This is a genomic window from Rhabdobacter roseus (genome assembly GCF_014202275.1).
GTDB classification, from domain to species: Bacteria; Bacteroidota; Bacteroidia; order Cytophagales; family Spirosomataceae; genus Rhabdobacter; species Rhabdobacter roseus.
In genome coordinates, this window is record NZ_JACHGF010000005.1 from 1 (window position 1) to 16,593 (window position 16,593).

Here is a 16,593-nt window from a genome sequence, read left to right on the forward strand (position 1 = left end):
AAAGAACATGGCAGCCCAGATAGACTCATTTGCTGATAAGTTCCAAACCTTGATTCAGTTTATGACCCAAGAATTAGTTTTATGAGAAAGCCCTGTATCATTCATCAACCTAAACAATTTCGGGCTAGCCACAAAAATGGGTAGGTGGCTGTTGGTCGTTATCAGGCTTTGCGGGTAGGTATACACGGCGTAGTGGGGGGTGGCTTCGCCTACGAAGGTCTCGAGGTTAAGGATCAGCTCCCGAAACTTCGGGATGTCTTTGCGGGTAGAGATGTTGGTGAGGTCGGCGACGATGATCTCCGCCGGTTGGGGTGCGGGGGCTTTGGTGGGAGGGAGTACAGGCCGGGTAAGCGTAAAGATACAGGAATTAACTACCGCCTTGAAGCAGTCAGCGTGCAAGCGTATTACTTTGTGCAATTGCTGTTCGAGCAGCATCTTTCGCAGGGGCAGGTGGCTCTTGATGGTAAGCCAGGTATCTGACACAATGTAACAAAGCACGCCGTCGGGTCGCAGCAGCTTACGCAAGGCCATGCTCATGAAGGTACCGTAAGAATCTTTACTCTGGAGTCCGTAGTGTTTAGTTAGTTCTTCCGACACCTTCACGCCGTAGGGCGGGTTTCCAATCACGATGTCGAAGCCCGCATCCGCCTCGCCCGTTAGAATTTCGTTGAAGAACAGGTGCCAAAGGAAGTAGGGTTTTTCGTCGGCCTTCTGCTCCAGGGCCAGCAGTTTTTCACGCTTGGCCAGTAAGATACGTTCTTCTTGCTGCCTTTTCGCTAGCTCACGCCCAATGCGCTCCCGGCTTTTGGCTTTCTGAAGGAGTTTGGCCGGGCTGTCGCGTGGGCTGTCAGCGGGCACCAAAGTCAGTTCATCTTCTTTTTCGTGGATAAAGCGGGAAATTTGCTTGTGGGTCAATTCAAAATTGTACTCGATGTTGTCATGAATAATTGCGTCAATGCGCTGCCGCGTTTTACTCTTATCGAACAGCGTAGGATCGAAGTACGTGTTTACAAGCATTTTGAGGTTGTCGCGTTCCTGGTCCGACAGGTCCAGTTTGGTTTGCATGGCACCGCTATCGCCAAAAATCCCCATCTGCCTACCTTCCACCAATACGACTGATTTTTGTTGGGAAAGTACGTTATCGAGCGGTATTCCCTCAAAGCTTTCCGTCAACGAGTCGCCCTGCATGATCTTGTAATCGAGATTGGGCAGCGGGCTGGGCTTCTCTTCGTCTACAATCAACGACAGCCAAAACCGCAGCCGGGCAATGTCCACGGCACCTTTGTCAATATCTACACCGTAGATATTCTCCCGGATGATGCGGAGCTTCTCGACGTGAAAGTTGAAATCACGAGGTCGGGCCCGGAGACCTGACAGCTTACGCTTCAGGTCGAAGAGTTCGAGCACCAGGCCCATCGGGAAAGCCCCCGAGCCAATAGCAGGGTCGCAGATACGCACCGTGTCGAGAGCCTCGTAGATGGCGTCGGCCTGTTGTACCACCACTTCAGGAATCCAGTTACGATCGCCTTTGATGAAAGTGTCCAGCGTACGCATTTCGCCGGGGCTCAGGATAGTCTGCAACTTCCGCCGCAAATACAGGCTCAGGCTCTCGCGGCACATGTAGTGCACTACTTCCTTGGGTGTATAAAAGGTCCCTTTGTCTTTGTTGTCCTCGAGGAGGTTTTCAAAGATCAGGCCCAGCATTTCGGGGTCTACGCCTATGTCCTGGTCGGCGGGCAGGTTTTCGTCAATTGTAAAATTATAGCTCCCGAAGAAATCCAGCAAGGCGCGGAAGTCGGTAGCTTTAAAGGCTAGCTCGATGGGCTCATGGGCATCCCTTTCAAAGAGGCCACCATTGAGGTAAGGCACCTTCCGCACTACCCCATCGGCAAAGGGCGTGGTACCTTTGATCAAAAAATCAAACTCGGGCCGCTTGGCATTGTTGAGCGTATTAAAAAACAGCTCGGTGAGGATAGTCCGGTAAAAGTCATCGGGCTCCGCGCATTCGTTAAACAGGTCGTTGATGAAAGCGCGGCGACCGTCGCGCCAATTAAGATCCGTAGCTCCCATCCAGCCTTTTTTCTGCAAGAAGTGGAGAAACACCAGCCGCCCCATGAGTTTCTTGACGAAATTCCGGATGGCCAGGTCCGTTTTTCGGGTTTGCTCATCCGGGTCAGGCTCCTCGGCAAAGAACGCTTCGAATTGTGCCCGGTGCACCGATTGTTCAAGGTACCCGGCCAAGGTTTTGAAATGGTGATGGTACTGGTCGAAAAACGCACCGGAGATCTTCTCGACCGAAAAAGCCTGCAATAGGTGTTCGATGCGCATCTCTTGAGCGTGCTCCAACAGGATGGTGAAGCGCTCAATGGCTGTATTACAGGATTCCTCAGGGCCAAACACATAGGTATAGCGGCGGGGCTGGGTTTCTTCCCTGAGAAGGTTGCCCTCGTCGTCCCAGTAAGCTTGCTTGGAAATAAACGACATGCGCCACTCAGAGACCCCTGGGATATAGTACACGACCAGAATCCCATCCAGAATGCCCGGAATGACATCGCGTGAAATCAGGTTGCGCAACCCCACCCGATTTTTGGCAATGGAAGTACCTCCTGCCTTCAGCTCTACCATATAAAAGCCGATCTGTGAATTATCTGCAAGCCTAACTTCTCCGAACTGCGCGATCCGTTCGGCCAGTTTTTCCTGCTCAAGGTTCTGCGGATCTTTCTCAACAGGACGGCTCAGAAAGTCACGGTCGGGAAAAAGGGCATTGAGTAGTCGTTTCCAATTGTTGGGCTGATAGGATTGGCAGAGGATTTGTCTGATTTGCTGTGATGTCATGGAGGGTTTGAAAAATCGTGTGGTAGTTTAGGCCGAAAAAGATTCGGAAATAATAATCTGGGGTCTCAGGAAGGGTACCGCTTCTACTACTTGTGCTTTGTCGATATCGTCGGGTTCTTGCTCTTGCAGTGGGTACTTTCTTAGTACTTCCAGCAATTGGTTATATCTTTCGATGATACTCCATTTTTCTTTCTGGGCCGTTTTGAGCAAGCCATTCAGCTCGCGGGGAAGTTTCTGAAATCGCCCCCGGGCAATGGCATCGCGGGCTGCATCAAGGAGGTTCCTGTCCTCTGGTTGAGCAAATTCCGTTTGGCCCATATTTTTCAGATAAGCCAACGCTTTCTGTTCGTTAGGGCCAAACTTTACAGATGTTTTGTCAGCGTGGATCGCCACGTACTCTTCTTCTTTGAACTGACTCAGCGCCAACAGTACCTGCTCATAGTGCAACGCGTGCAGGGCCACTCCTCTTTCTACCGGCAAGGCTTTGAATTCACGGGCGGCCTCCACAAAGGTCAGCTCCTCGAAGGTGCCATCTGATTTTACAAAATAAAATCCGTGGCGATGTTTGTTACGAACATAGGTCAGGGTTGTATTTTTCTTTACTACCGACTTTCTCCCTACGCGCGAGCGGGCGGGCATACGTTTAATGCGGGCGTAGAGCTCTTCATTCTGTTCTTTGAATTCCCGGAGCCAGTTGAGCAGCATCAGGCGCTCATCTTTCTCTTCCTGAGGCAGTTTACTGAATAGTCCCCAAGTACCAAACTCTTCGTCAGAGGAGTAAATCTGACTATCTTCTCCCAAAGCCGTATGAAAAGCCTGCAATTTCATAAAAGCCTTTTTATTTAGCTCAATATCGCGATCGGCCTGGGCAGTCGGGAAAAAATTATAGATGTAGATAGTCTCGCTTTGGGTGCCTACCCTATTAACCCGCCCGATGCGTTGCATGAGACGGGTGGCATTCCAGGGAATATCGTAATTGACGATCACGTTGGCTCGGTGCATGTTGATCCCTTCGGCCAATACCTCCGTGGTGATAATTATATCGTATTCGTTGCGCTGTTTATTAAGCGCCAGGTTTGCGTCAAAATTGGCAGCCACATCGTCTCCTCGATCCGTAAGATTGTCTCCATCTACCTCCAGAACCCGGTACTTCTCCCTCAGTTTTTCGTATAAATAGCGTGTCGTTTCCTTTGATTCCGAAAACACCACCAGTTTGTGGTTAGGATTAATTTCCGGGCTCAGAAGTTCTGTATCTAGCCGGTAGGAAAATTCATCCAACTTGGGATCAATATGTTCAAATTGCTCCCATTCTAGCACCAACTGATTGAGGAAGGCCTGATCTTTCTCAATTAATACTTTGAATTCCGGATCAAAATCTTCGGTTAAATAGGTTGTAATCTGTTCGGGATTCTCGTATTCAGCTAATGCTTTAAGTATATCCTCGTCGTTATCTTGCGAAAGGAACTCACTAATATCCACATTTTTAGCAGTCAAAAAGACCCTCCCGTTGTTAAGCATGTCCAGCATCTGCTGATTTTTGCTACAATAGCGTTTGATGGATTGCAGAAAAGCATGGAAGCTACTATCAATGCGTTTTACCAGACGAGTGCGCATGATCATAGCCAGCTGAGTTGAAAAGACCTCACTTCTCTGATTGTACAATGGGTCAATAATATCCTTGGGTAAGTATCGCCAAGGCTGATAAAACGTGTAGGTAATGCCTACCTTTGGAAAGCTAATGATTTGAAAAGTACGGTCGTACAATTCATTTAGAGCTGGGTCCAGCTGGTAAAGTATTTGCCTAGGCGCTCCGATATTCGGAAAATTAAGACCTTGGTCTGTAATATCTTTCCAATATCGGTCCGTATCTCGTATATCTGTACGTGTACGTCGCACAATGACCGGCTCAAGTACCTTATTCCGAATAAGTTCATAAATCTTCTTTACCCCTGCCTTAATCTTAACCCGGTCTTTTTCCTTTTTTCTTAGCTTCTCATATTCATCAATCAGGGGCCTGAAAAAGTGCTGTAGATTCCCTACTTCCAGAGGCGACTGCTTGGCATCAAGGAATAAGTAGAGTTGGTTTCGGATGTCTTCGGGCTTATTATTGAGCGGGGTAGCCGTCACCAGCATTACCTTCTTTTTGGTACTTCCATCCTTCACATCTGAGCGGCGACGGGGTGTTTTGCAAAGTTTTTGCAGGCTGTGAAACATTTCCGATGTATCCGTCCTGAATTTGTGCGCTTCATCCACAATGATCAGATCGTAGTTTTCAGGGTAGCGAATATGGTGCAAGCTACCGTTCGAGACAAGGTCTACATTAATCAGCCCAAAGTCATTTACGGTTTTCTCCCAGTTTTTTTTCAGGACTGGCGGGTGTACCACAAGTACCTTGGTGCGATGGTACCCATTGTAGTGTGAGTACCGGCGGGCTATGAGAGTAGCAATGATCGTCTTTCCCAATCCTACTACATCTCCCAAAATAAAACCATCATAATCCAATAGCTTCCGGAATCCATCCTGTACGGCATCAATCTGATAGGCTAGTTTCTTATAGCCCTTCGGCATATCTACGTCAGGGTCATACTCTACACTTTTTCCGAAATACTCGATCAGGAATTTGACGTAGACCTCAAAGGGAGAAAAATTTTCGTTAAGATAAGTCTCATTTTTTACCGGCCCTAGGATTGTAGCGGTAACGGGCACGCTTTCCTCCCAAAGCTCCTCAAACGTTTGTTGGGCATACTTTACATCCTCATATTCGCTAAGCTGGACATTAAACTCAAAATTATTTTCCAGCCCTCCCTCGGTCAGGTTGCTTGATCCAGAAATGACGGTCCCCCACCCACCGTGCGAGTGCTCTACTGCTTGACGGAATATATATATTTTGGCATGAATCTTTTGAGAAGGGTGGATTCTAATTTGAATTTTCCCATTTTCTACATCCTTTATGAATTCCAGAATTCCTTCCTCTATGTCTTTCCTATATTCTGATTCCTGAATTTCTTTCTTTATCTTCTGAAAGTACTCTTCACGTACTTCGTGGGCTTTCAAGTTGAGCTCATATCCATTAGCTGCTGCTTTTTGGCTCAGTCTATCCAGTTCTATACCAATTAGAATCCTTATGTTACCGACCTCTGCAAGTTCCTTACTGATCCTGAAATAACCGGTTGAGTAAAAGTATCCTACCAAAGCATCAAAATATTGCACATCCAAATGCTTAAAAATCCCCCTAAACTTATTCAAAAGGGTATTTTCTGCCTTGTTCGTAAAAAACTTAGACGATTTGATGGTTATGGGATATGAGATCATGTAAGCTGATTAAATGAAAACCCTAAAAGTACACATTTTGTAGAACAGGCCCTATTAAGCAAAAATACCATTTATCCCTTTGTTTCCCCTATTGAGCCCTCCTATTTTTGCAGATCTAATTTTCTAGAAAGCATATGTCTGTCTCTCCCCCTAAACACACCACCACCCTTTTCCTGATCCCGACCGTCCTGGCCGAAGGTACCGCCGAGCGGGTACTTAGCCCGCAGGTGCGGGAGGTGATCCAGCCGCTGGATGTTTTTTTTGTGGAAAACGTCCGGACCGCGCGCCGGTTCATCAGTGGGCTGCGGCTGGGGAAAGTCATCGACGCGCTCACGTTTTTTGAATTAACCAAGGATACCCCCGAGGCCGACACCGCCGCGCAGCTGTGCCAACTACCTCCGGGTAGCTCGGCGGGGGTACTTTCGGAGGCGGGCTGCCCCGGCGTGGCCGATCCGGGTGCGGTGGCGGTGCGGCTGGCGCACGCGCTGGGCTACCGCGTGGTGCCACTCGTGGGGCCGTCGTCGATCCTGCTGGCGCTGATGGCCTCGGGCCTGAGCGGGCAGTCGTTTGCGTTTCATGGGTACTTGCCCATCGACAAAGCCCAGCGCCGCAAGGCCCTTCAGCAGCTCGAGCGCGACGCCCACCAACGCCAGCAAACGCAGCTTTTTATGGAAACACCCTTCCGCAACAACCAGCTGCTGGAGGCCATCCTGGAAGCCTGCCAGCCCGACACCCTTCTGTGCATAGCCAGTAACCTCACCGCACCCGACGAGTTCATCCAGACGCGCCCCGTAAAACAGTGGCGCGCTCACCGGCCCGACCTCCACAAAAAGCCCACGATCTTTGTGCTGGGCTTGCAGCGGGACTAATTTTTTTGATCTCCTAACGGATTAATTCTCAACTCTTCATCGTTTCTATGGGCATAGACCTCCTCCTTTTTTCCAACCTTTGGGGCCGTTCTTTGCTCTAGTAAGTACGAATTGTTTCTTTTTTACAAGTAAAAATCAACCAGTAGTACCATGAAAAAATGGATGTTATGGGGTAGTTTGGCCCTGCTAGTGAGTGTGTCGGCCTGTACCGATAAAGACGGTGACGTGGAGGCTTTCGTGATCGTGGAGTCGGACTTTGAGGCCGGAGCCGACGGCTGGACGGGCCAATATGCCGAGTACGGTACCGAGCAGGGTGAGGACATCATGGAGTTTAAGTTTGCCCGAACCACCCTACCCGAGCCCCTCGATACCACCAAGCGCGCGTTGCGTATCCAGAGCCACAACCGCAGCGACGATGTGTTTATGTACCTAAAAAGAAAGGTAACCGGCCTGGACCCCAACCGCACTTACAGCCTCACGATGGAGGTCGATTTTGCCACCAACGCCCCCGAAGGCAGCGTGGGCATCGGCGGCTCGCCCGCCAACTCGGTGTATATGAAGGCGGGAGCCTCGCCCAACGAGCCCGTCAAAACCCTGGATGCCAATGACTTCTACGTGGTAAACATCGACAAAGGCCAACAGGCTACCGGCGGCACCGAGATGGTGGTGATCGGGGACATCAGCAACGGCGAGGACGAGCCCGTGTATACCCTCGTGAAGCGCAACAACTTCACCGAGCCCGTGTCGGTTAAACCCAACACCAGGGGCGAGATCTGGCTGTGTGTAGGTACCGACTCCGGCTTTGAGGGCCTGACGGTACTGTACTACGACCGCATCAAAGCCACGCTGCGCTAACATTTCTGGTACAAGTACCTTCCCAATCCAGTGCCGCACCCTCACCCGCGGCGCTGGATTTTTTTTAAGCTTTTTCCCAGAGCCAGCCCAGCGGCTTGCGCCGGGGCAGGATGCGGTAGTTTTTGGTAAGGTAGGTACGAATGTGCGCCACGGCCTCCTCCACATCGTCGGTAAATTTCAGCAGCTCCAGGTCTTCGGGCGCGATGGTCGCTTCCTTCACCATGGTGTTGAGCATCGCAATGAGCGGCGCGTGGTAGTCTTTGCCCATCACCACCAGCGGAAAATCGTGGATGGTGGCCGTCTGGATCAGCGTCAGGGTTTCGAAGAGCTCGTCCAAAGTACCTACCCCGCCGGGCATCACCACGAAGGCGTAGGAATATTTGATCAAAAGTACCTTCCGAACAAAAAAGTACTTGATCGTGACCCATTTCTGCATGTAGGGATTATGAAATTGCTCGTGGGGTAGTTTGATGTTACAGCCCACCGACTTACCCCCTACCTCGAAGGCTCCGCGATTGGCGGCCTCCATCACGCCCGGCCCGCCGCCGGTCATCACCGTGAGGCCCTCCTGCGCGATCCGCGCCCCCAGCTTCCGGCTGAGCTCGTAGTAGGCGTGGCCTTCCTTGAAGCGCGCCGAGCCAAAGACCGTCACGCACGGCCCCACGAAGTGCAGCTTACGGAAGCCTTTGATAAACTCCCAAAGTACATCAAAGGCAAACAAAAGCTCGTAGCTGCGGCTCTTAGGGCCTTCCAGGTAGTAGTATTGATCTTTGGCAAATAAAGGCTCGGGGGCGGGTGTTTCGTTGGGCATGAGGGGGCGGTCTGGCGAAAGTAAGTGGGGTAGATGGCGTACGTTGCGGACAATATTACGATCTGGCGGCTCAGATTGCAAACTCTTTAGTACCTTCGTCTCGTCACCACTGCCGCTTTGCGCTTATGATCCAGATCCAATCTTTTACGTTCAATCCCTTTGCCGAAAATACCTACGTACTGCACGACCTCACGGGCGAAGCCCTGATCGTGGATCCCGGCAACTACCAGCAACAGGAGCACGACGTACTTACGCGCTACCTCGAAGAACGCAGCCTGAAGCCCATCCGCATCGTGAACACCCACGCGCACATCGATCACGTGCTGGGGGTTTCGTTCCTGAAGTACCGCTACGAACTACCCTTTAGCCTGCACCCCGACGACGCCCCGCTGCTGCGGGCCGTCAAAACCTACGCGCCCAACTACGGTTTTCCGGCCTTTGATGAGCCGGAAGTAGAGCAGTGGCTCCACGAGGGCGATACCGTTACGTTTGGTAGTTCGTCGCTTCGGGTACTTCACGTACCCGGCCACGCGCCGGGCCACCTTGCGCTGGTCAACGACGAGCAGCGGTTTGTCATTGGCGGTGACGTACTTTTTCGGCAGAGCATCGGCCGCACCGACCTCCCCGGCGGCGACTACGACACGCTCATCGCGAGCATTCGGACCAAGCTCTTTACCCTGCCCGACGACTACACCGTGTACGCCGGGCACATGGAGCCAACAACCATTGGCTACGAAAAAAAGTATAACCCTTTTCTGAAATGAACGTCGAAGCTAGTTCCAACCGCCCCTGGGTAGTTCGGTGGATTCCGAACGCCCTCACCTGCGCCAATCTCCTCTGCGGCTGCCTGGGTATTGTGGAGGTTTTTCATAACAACATGCTGCTCTCGGCCGGGCTCATCGGCCTGGCGGCGGTGTTTGACTTCCTGGATGGCTTCGCGGCCCGTATCCTGCGCGTGTCGTCGTCCATCGGGAAGGAACTCGACTCCCTGGCCGACATGGTGACCTTCGGGCTGCTGCCGACGGTGATCATCTACCAGCTGCTGCTGCGGAGTGTACCCGGACTCGACGACCTCTGGATTCCGAACCTGGCCTTTGTGATGGCGGTATTTTCGGCCCTGCGCCTGGCCAAATTCAACGTTGACCCGCGCCAGAGCGACTCTTTCATTGGGGTACCTACGCCCGCCAACGCCCTGCTGGTGGCGTCGCTGCCGTTTATACTGCGCCTCCACGGCGAGTTTTGGGAGCCCGTTATCGTCAACACCACCAACCTCCTTATTTTCACGGCGGTCATGTCGTTTTTGCTCGTGGCCGAGCTGCCTCTGTTTGCGCTTAAGTTCAAGTCGTTTGGCTGGGCCGGGAATGAGGTCAGGTACTTGTTTTTGCTGCTTTCGCTCCTTCTGCTGCTTTGGTTGGGGGTACTTGCCGTGCCGCTGGTGATTGGACTGTACATTTTTCTTTCCGTACTCCTGATTTTTACGAAAAGCAAATCCTAATTGGTAAGCCGCACATTTTGTTGCAATTTTGCACCGCCAAACGGGGCACCGAACACGATTATCGTACCTATTTTGTTATACTACTCATGGAATTTGTTGCCGATATCAACATTATGCCGATGAAGGAAATCCTTGATCCTCAGGGCAAAGCCGTCAAACTGGGACTGCACAACCTCGGGATCGACCAGGTAAGCGACGTCCGCATCGGGAAGCACATCACCCTGCGGCTGGAAGCGACCGACGCCGTCGAGGCCGAAAGCAAGGTAAAAACCGCCTGCGAAAAGCTGCTGGCCAACCTCATCATGGAAGAGTTTTCCTTTGAGGTGCGTATCGCCTAACCTGCTTTTGAACAGGCCCTTTCCTACCCATTCTTTCGTTGCTTAACCCCTAGCTTGATGCCTCACTCCCGCATGACCGGCCTTGGCTACTACGTGCCCGAAAACGTAGTCACGAATCAGGATCTGACGCAATGGATGGAAACCTCCGACGCGTGGATTCAGGAACGAACCGGCATTCAGGAGCGACGCTATTTTACCTACGGCAAAGATACCAACGCCAGCATGGCCGCGGCGGCCTCGCGGCAGGCGCTGGAACGCGCTTCGCTTACGCCCGCCGACGTGGATGTGGTGGTTTATGCCACCATCACGCCCGACTACTACTTTCCGGGCTCGGCCTTTTTGATGCAGCGGGAGCTGGGCATGGAGGGCAAGCCCATCATCGACATCCGGGAGCAGTGCTCGGGCTTTGTGTACGCTCTTTCCATTGCCGACCAGTTCCTTAAATCCGGCATGTACCGTACGGCGCTGGTGGTGGGCTCGGAGATCCAGTCCACGTGGATCGACAAAAGTACCTCCGGGCGCAACGTAGCCGTGATCTTCGGCGATGGCGCCGGAGCCGCCGTGCTCCAGGCTACCGACAGCCCCGACCACCGCATCCTGTCTACGCACCTGCACGCCGACGGCCGTTTTGCCGAAGACCTGTACGTGCGCGACCCCGGCAGCAGCCGCCCCGACCGCGCCGCCACCAAGGAAATGGCCGACGAAGGCGGCTATAATGTGGTTATGAACGGCAGTGCGGTGTTTAAGCACGCCGTGGTACGGTTTGGGGAAGTGATTCAGGAGGCACTGCAGGCCAACGGCTTTCAGCCCGGCGACATTGACCTGCTGATACCGCACCAGGCCAACCTTCGCATCAGTGACTACGTACGGCAGCAGCTGGGCCTTTCGGAGGCCCAGGTTGTGACCAACATCCAGCGCTACGGCAACACCACCGCGGCTTCCATCCCCATTGCCCTGGCCGAAGCCTGGGAACAGGGAAGGGTCCAGGAAGGCCAACTGCTCTGCCTGGCGGCTTTTGGCAGCGGTTTTACCTGGGCCTCGGCACTGATCCGGTGGTAAGCAAGCCTACTACCTTTTCTTGATTAATAACTACCCACCGAGAGCATCACCAGCGTACAGGCTTCCAGTACTTGCACGCCGTCCTGGCGAAGCAAGGCTTCAAATTCGTCGTTCTCGGTACCGGGATTGAATATAACGCGCCTGGGACGCAACGACCGCACGTAGTCATAGTACTCGGGCTGGTTGCGGGGGCCTACGTACAGCGTCACCGTATCCAGATCGTCAATAGGTACCTTTTCTTTTTCTATTTTTACACCGGCCGTTGTCCCTTCTTTCAGGCCAATTTGCACAATAGGATGCCCATAGGCCGTGAGGCGATGAGCGGCTGCGTAGGCGTACCGGGCCGGGTTAGCGCTGGCGCCAATGATCAAAGTCTTTTTCATGGTGACAAGTGTCTTCTTCCCTTGGTACTCAAACAGTTTAGGGCTTTCGGCGTTTCTAGTATTAATATCGTGCCTCTTTTCATTCATTGGTTGTACAAACTGGAAAAAAGATTCATTTTTTGTAAACCATTTTCTAAAACACAGTATTATAACCTCATTCCTTACGTACATCTATTTTTCAAAGAAAGGTCTAGTTTTTAGTTTGCTACGTATATCTATTCGGGTATTAACCTTTAAAACTAATTTAACTGTATTATTTCCATGAATGAGCCCAAAAAAACCGGTAGTTACTGGAACGAGCGATGGGTGCGAATCAATTTTGAAGAATTGGAAAATGCACCTCACTATGAAGTGTCTAACTACGGTCGTTTAAAAAGTTTTCAGAATAACCCTAAAGAGGGTACCCTTATCAAAGGCTCCGTCATACAGGGGTACCGTTCGCTGAATATCCGGGTGACGGGCGGGCGTACAATCAATCGTTATATTCATAAGCTGGTGGCGGAGTACTTTGTGGAGCGCGCGAATGAAGATCAAAAGTATGTGATTCATCTCGACTACGAAAAGCAAAACAATCACTACGAAAACCTGAAATGGGCGACGAAAGATGAGATGACGGCCCATAACCGCGAAAATCCGGCGCTGAAGAATCGGGTAATGCCCCGCCGGACGTCTAACTACAAGCTCACCGAAAGTAAGGTGAAGATGATTAAGAAGTTGCTCAAAAACGAGAAAAACCGGCTCAAAATGATTGCCAAGCAGTTTGGGATTACCCATACCCAGCTCAACCGCATTCGTTCCGGCGAAAACTGGAAGCACGTCAAAGCGGAAGACTAATGGCTTCCGCGGCGGCTTTTCGGCAAACTAAAAGGATTGAGCTTCGTCGCTTATTTCCTCATCGGCAATCGGGATAGACAAGTGAAAGGTAGTACCTACGCCTTCTTCGGTTTCAAACCAAATACTGCCGCCCGCGTGTTCAATGATCCGCTTGGCCATAGCCAGGCCCAGGCCCGAGCCGCCTTCGCGGGTGGTGAAGTTGGGCAGGAATACCCGGCTGCGGATGTTAGGCGGAATTCCCGACCCATTATCGCTTATTTCAATCAACACGTCGTCGTCGTGAATATGCAGCCTCAGGCTAACGGTAGCCCGGCGGGAGTCAGGTACCGATTGGATGGCGTTCAAAATTAAATTCGTAATGCTGGCCCCAAACTGATGCCGGTCGCCCAGAATGTAGATAGGCCCCGGCTGGATCTGACGCTCCAGGGTGATCTTGCTATCACTGGCGTATAAGTCCGACGCTTTTTCCAGTACCGACGTCACCTCAAACACTTCCTTTTGGGGAAGCGGCATTTTGGCAATGTCCGAAAACGACTGCGCGATCTGCCCGATGTTGTCGATCTGCTCGATGATCGACTCCATGGCTTTGCTGACCTTTTCCAGCGCCTGCGGGTCATCCCGCCGGACGGTGCGCTGCAGTTGCTGCAGGGTCAGCTTCATGGGCGTCAGCGGGTTCTTAATTTCGTGCGCTACCTGCTTGGCCATTTCGCGCCAGGCAGCCTGCTTTTCGCTGGCCGAAAGGGCCTGCTTGTTATTCTGGAGGTTGACGAGCATCTGGTTATACTGCCGGATGAGCGTCCCTATTTCGTCCCGCGACCGCCACTCGAGGGGCTTGTTGAGCTGGTTCAGGTTGGTGCCGCTGAGCTTGCTGGCTAGTACGCGCAGGGGGGTCAGCAACAGGTTTGAAGCCACGTACGACACCGCCAGGAACACCAGGAGCATGGCCGTAAAAATAACCAGTACGGAGGCTACAATATCGCTAATTTGCCGGTCCAGGTCGGGCTTGGAATCAAAGTAGGGTACACTCACTACGCCCAGCAGGCTTTGATTGCCAGCTTTGATGCCCACGTAGGTAGTGCTGTAGGTTTGAGTTCCCAGTGACTCGGGCAGGAGCACCTCCCGATCCTGCTCCTCAATGATCCGTCGGTACGCTTCCGGATTCAGGTAGGGTGAAAGTACGCCGCTCTGGTACATCCAGGGCTTGGAGGCAATAAACAACCGTCCCTGAGTATCGTACAGGTTGATGTCCAGGTCGGCATCCTGCGCCATGCGTTGTATTTCCTGCCGCAGGTAGTCTTTACTCATCTTACCTCCCTCAAAGTCAGTAAGGTAATTAAGAATAGTAGCCGAAAAATTATGCGTATTGCTGAGGTAGTTTTGGCTCTGATTTTCTTCGTAGTGGCTATTGATAACCCGCAAAACGAAGAACAGGACAATAAACAGCGGGATCATAAAAGCCGCATTGAGCAGTACCTGGATTTTGGTAGAATAAGTGAGCTTCATCGGTGAAAGCCCCTGATAGACCGCATGGCCCGCCAGCACCAGGCCCGCCACGACCACCAGAATCAGGTACAGAAACGAGAAGTTAGCCAAAACGCCTTTCCAGGTCCACGCTTGGGAAGACACCACAATCCGCCGCTGGTTTAGTCCACGCTCGCCTACGTGCCGGTAGCCATCCCACGAAATCCCCGGTTGGTACAGGGTGGAGTCCTCCAGAAGCCGGGTCGGGAACTTACGCTCGTAGTTGTAGGCCCCGCTGCTGTACAAGCGGCTCCCTGACTCATAGAGGGCGTAGCTGTACTCCCGCGTTTCGGGGGCTTGTACAAACTGATTGTCCAAAAGCAACTCCGGGTAGGTACTTTTGGGTAGCTCATGGGCTTGTTTACACTCAAGTACTACGTAGCCCAGTGGCGCGGAGCTACCGGGTACTTCCACAAAGCAGACGTACGTTTTCCAGGCTTCCTCGCGGGCCTGATTGATAAAAAAAACGCCTGGATAGCCCGTTGCGTAGTCGGGAGTAGTGTAAAGCTGCCGGTAAAATGAATAATCGGGCACGCCCGGCCGGTTGTCCAGCGGCCGTCCCTGGGCATCGAACGACGTAATTTCTACTTGGTAGCGATCCAGGTACCGATCCAGGTGCACGCTGCGGACCTGTTGCTGAATAAGCTCCCGCGACAGGGAAGGATTTTGAGCAAAAACCGCTTGGATGTCGGCATCGGCGGCAATGGAGGCCTGGGCATTTTTCAACGAGAACTCCGTAAAAGGGTCATCCTCCCGAAGCATTTTTTGCCCAAATTCCTTCTTCTGCTGTCTATCTTTCCAGACCTCCTGCTGGTGTACCACGCAGGTAGTGACGAAAGCGCACACAAAGGCTCCCAAAAAGTAGTAAAGGGTAGTAGCGTACCTGAATCCGTAAAAAGCGCGGGCCAGGCGGGTTCCGTACAGCACGAACACGTACAGGGTATGCAGCCCAAAAACCCACTCAAGGCGACGGCCTAGCGCGTAGGCAACGACCCAGGCTACCAGCGTAGCCACCAGGAGGATAAGCAAGCCGCGCCCCAGCCGCTTGTTAAGCCTGATGTACAGGATAAGGAGAAGGTGGGTAAGCAGGAAGTACAGGCTAGACAACACCACAAACACCACCAGGCCCGTGATTTTAAGGGCGTTGAAGGTTATACTTAGCGAAATATCCAGCGAAAAGGGTGATTTTTCGTAGATGTCGATCAAGGCCTGATAGTAGCCAAAAAACGCGCCGTAGCTCCCCAATATAAGCAGAAACGACAGGCCGGCTTTCGGGACGTCGGGCTGCCGGATAAGCCACTGGTAGGTGACCGTCCGAAAGTAGGTGCCCGCCACAAAAAGCAGCAACAGCATGCACACGAGAGCGTTCAGGAGCAAGTCGCCGAGCGAAGGCGACAGGCCGGAAGCAGGGTAGTAGGCCGGGTTGAAGATTGTGCCATCCAGCAGCCCAAAAGGGATCGAAAAGCGCAGCATCAGTACGCGCAGGAGCAACAGGTAGGTAGCTAAGAGCACGAACCCTAGCCCGTAGCGGTGGCGGCTTTTCAGTCGTTTTACCCAAAGCCATACATAAATGCCAAACAGAACGGCCGACAAGGCCATGAATAGCAACGTACGGAATGGGACAAACTGGCTACGGTAGAGGCTGGGCTCGGGGGGGGCTATCCAAAACAGAGGCTTGTTCGCCGGACCGGCAATCACGTAGGTACCTGGTACCGCCTCGCGGCTGAGGGACTGAGGAGCCGTGGGAAAAATAGCAGGATCGTAGCCCGAGCGCAGGTAGGTAGTTTCGCTTTTGTGATGGCGCGAAATGGGAATGAGCAGGAAAAAATCGTATCGCTGGGCCTGACGGCTGATCACCTCGCGCAGCAGAATAAACTGCCCCTGGGGTAGATCGACCAAATGGGGCGTGGGATAGGCGGCAAGCTGCGCGTAGTCCGGCACAAACCGATGCTCGGACCACACGAGCAAGCGACCGTTTCGGAAAATGTAGTACGGGAATGAACTCTCCCTGTAAACGCTGCCAAAGGAGGCGTCAGAGGTACTTTGTAGGCGCTCGGCTACCTGCCGCATGGTGGCCTGCGCTTCCTGAACCTTGTCCCCTACCCGCTCCTGCACCAACTGCACATAAGCCTCCTCCGTAGGGGTTGTCTTCTCCATAAAGTAGAAAACAACCGATAAAAAGAGGGTTATCAGCGCCGCAAGAAGGAACGTATATTTGGGGGTATATTTCAAGGGTTAAACAGAGATTTCATCGCCCTACCCATACCTAAAACCGTGCCAA

At 52.4% G+C, this 16,593-nt stretch carries 12 protein-coding genes; 7 read left to right on the plus strand and 5 right to left on the minus strand.

Going from position 1 to position 16,593, the window contains the following annotated elements:
* Positions 1–54 precede the first annotated feature (54 nt).
* Positions 55–2,835, minus strand: coding sequence for an Eco57I restriction-modification methylase domain-containing protein (locus HNQ92_RS16395; RefSeq protein WP_184175152.1), 2,781 nt, complete (start codon positions 2,833–2,835; stop codon positions 55–57).
* Positions 2,836–2,862: 27 nt separating this feature from the next.
* On the minus strand, positions 2,863–6,147 hold the full coding sequence (locus HNQ92_RS16400; protein ID WP_184175153.1) for a helicase-related protein: 3,285 nt from the start codon (positions 6,145–6,147) through the stop codon (positions 2,863–2,865).
* Between the two features lie 134 nt (positions 6,148–6,281).
* On the opposite strand from HNQ92_RS16400, the gene HNQ92_RS16405 reads away from it, so the two are divergent.
* Positions 6,282–7,016, plus strand: coding sequence for an SAM-dependent methyltransferase (locus tag HNQ92_RS16405; RefSeq protein ID WP_184175154.1), 735 nt, complete (start codon positions 6,282–6,284; stop codon positions 7,014–7,016).
* Between the two features lie 150 nt (positions 7,017–7,166).
* Positions 7,167–7,871 carry a hypothetical protein gene (locus HNQ92_RS16410; protein ID WP_184175155.1) on the plus strand — a complete coding sequence of 235 codons (705 nt, stop codon included), beginning with the start codon at positions 7,167–7,169 and terminating at the stop codon, positions 7,869–7,871.
* Between the two features lie 64 nt (positions 7,872–7,935).
* Here HNQ92_RS16410 and HNQ92_RS16415 read toward each other — a convergent pair whose 3' ends face one another.
* On the minus strand, positions 7,936–8,682 hold the full coding sequence (locus HNQ92_RS16415; RefSeq protein ID WP_184175156.1) for an LOG family protein: 747 nt from the start codon (positions 8,680–8,682) through the stop codon (positions 7,936–7,938).
* Between the two features lie 125 nt (positions 8,683–8,807).
* On the opposite strand from HNQ92_RS16415, the gene HNQ92_RS16420 reads away from it, so the two are divergent.
* From HNQ92_RS16420 to HNQ92_RS16435, 4 genes are all read left to right on the plus strand, one after another.
* Positions 8,808–9,446 (plus strand): MBL fold metallo-hydrolase, encoded by a 639-nt coding sequence (locus tag HNQ92_RS16420; protein WP_184175157.1) that lies wholly within the window; start codon positions 8,808–8,810, stop codon positions 9,444–9,446.
* Positions 9,443–10,177, plus strand: a complete 735-nt coding sequence (gene pssA / locus HNQ92_RS16425; RefSeq protein ID WP_184175158.1) for a CDP-diacylglycerol--serine O-phosphatidyltransferase — start codon at positions 9,443–9,445, stop codon at positions 10,175–10,177. Before HNQ92_RS16420 ends, pssA begins: the two co-directional genes overlap by 4 nt.
* Before the next feature lie 86 nt (positions 10,178–10,263).
* The gene (gene purS / locus HNQ92_RS16430) at positions 10,264–10,515 is read left to right on the plus strand and encodes a phosphoribosylformylglycinamidine synthase subunit PurS (protein ID WP_184175159.1); all 252 of its coding nucleotides are present in this window, start codon (positions 10,264–10,266) and stop codon (positions 10,513–10,515) included.
* A 57-nt stretch (positions 10,516–10,572) separates the two neighbouring features.
* Positions 10,573–11,574 carry a 3-oxoacyl-ACP synthase III family protein gene (locus HNQ92_RS16435; RefSeq protein WP_184175160.1) on the plus strand — a complete coding sequence of 334 codons (1,002 nt, stop codon included), beginning with the start codon at positions 10,573–10,575 and terminating at the stop codon, positions 11,572–11,574.
* 23 nt (positions 11,575–11,597) lie between these two features.
* On the opposite strand, the gene HNQ92_RS16440 is transcribed toward HNQ92_RS16435, so the two are convergent.
* The gene (locus HNQ92_RS16440; RefSeq protein WP_184175161.1) at positions 11,598–11,957 is read right to left on the minus strand and encodes a CoA-binding protein; all 360 of its coding nucleotides are present in this window, start codon (positions 11,955–11,957) and stop codon (positions 11,598–11,600) included.
* A 261-nt stretch (positions 11,958–12,218) separates the two neighbouring features.
* Between HNQ92_RS16440 and HNQ92_RS16445 the strand changes: the two genes are divergently transcribed.
* Positions 12,219–12,791, plus strand: a complete 573-nt coding sequence (locus tag HNQ92_RS16445; protein ID WP_184175163.1) for an NUMOD4 domain-containing protein — start codon at positions 12,219–12,221, stop codon at positions 12,789–12,791.
* A gap of 27 nt (positions 12,792–12,818) precedes the next feature.
* On the opposite strand, the gene HNQ92_RS16450 is transcribed toward HNQ92_RS16445, so the two are convergent.
* The gene (locus tag HNQ92_RS16450) at positions 12,819–16,469 is read right to left on the minus strand and encodes a sensor histidine kinase (RefSeq protein ID WP_184175165.1); all 3,651 of its coding nucleotides are present in this window, start codon (positions 16,467–16,469) and stop codon (positions 12,819–12,821) included.
* Positions 16,470–16,593: the final 124 nt, after the last annotated feature.

Excerpts from the sequence above, each read along its gene's own strand:
- HNQ92_RS16405 (WP_184175154.1), top strand. The coding sequence starts at position 6,282 with ATGTCTGTCTCTCCCCCTAAACACACCACCACCCTTTTCCTGATCCCG.
- pssA (WP_184175158.1), top strand. The coding sequence starts at position 9,443 with ATGAACGTCGAAGCTAGTTCCAACCGCCCCTGGGTAGTTCGGTGGATT.
- HNQ92_RS16450 (WP_184175165.1), bottom strand. The coding sequence starts at position 16,469 with ATGGAGAAGACAACCCCTACGGAGGAGGCTTATGTGCAGTTGGTGCAG.
- purS (WP_184175159.1), top strand. The coding sequence starts at position 10,264 with ATGGAATTTGTTGCCGATATCAACATTATGCCGATGAAGGAAATCCTT.
- HNQ92_RS16440 (WP_184175161.1), bottom strand. The coding sequence starts at position 11,957 with ATGAAAAAGACTTTGATCATTGGCGCCAGCGCTAACCCGGCCCGGTAC.
- HNQ92_RS16435 (WP_184175160.1), top strand. The coding sequence starts at position 10,573 with ATGCCTCACTCCCGCATGACCGGCCTTGGCTACTACGTGCCCGAAAAC.
- HNQ92_RS16395 (WP_184175152.1), bottom strand. The coding sequence starts at position 2,835 with ATGACATCACAGCAAATCAGACAAATCCTCTGCCAATCCTATCAGCCC.
- HNQ92_RS16445 (WP_184175163.1), top strand. The coding sequence starts at position 12,219 with ATGAATGAGCCCAAAAAAACCGGTAGTTACTGGAACGAGCGATGGGTG.
- HNQ92_RS16410 (WP_184175155.1), top strand. The coding sequence starts at position 7,167 with ATGAAAAAATGGATGTTATGGGGTAGTTTGGCCCTGCTAGTGAGTGTG.
- HNQ92_RS16415 (WP_184175156.1), bottom strand. The coding sequence starts at position 8,682 with ATGCCCAACGAAACACCCGCCCCCGAGCCTTTATTTGCCAAAGATCAA.
- HNQ92_RS16420 (WP_184175157.1), top strand. The coding sequence starts at position 8,808 with ATGATCCAGATCCAATCTTTTACGTTCAATCCCTTTGCCGAAAATACC.
- HNQ92_RS16400 (WP_184175153.1), bottom strand. The coding sequence starts at position 6,147 with ATGATCTCATATCCCATAACCATCAAATCGTCTAAGTTTTTTACGAAC.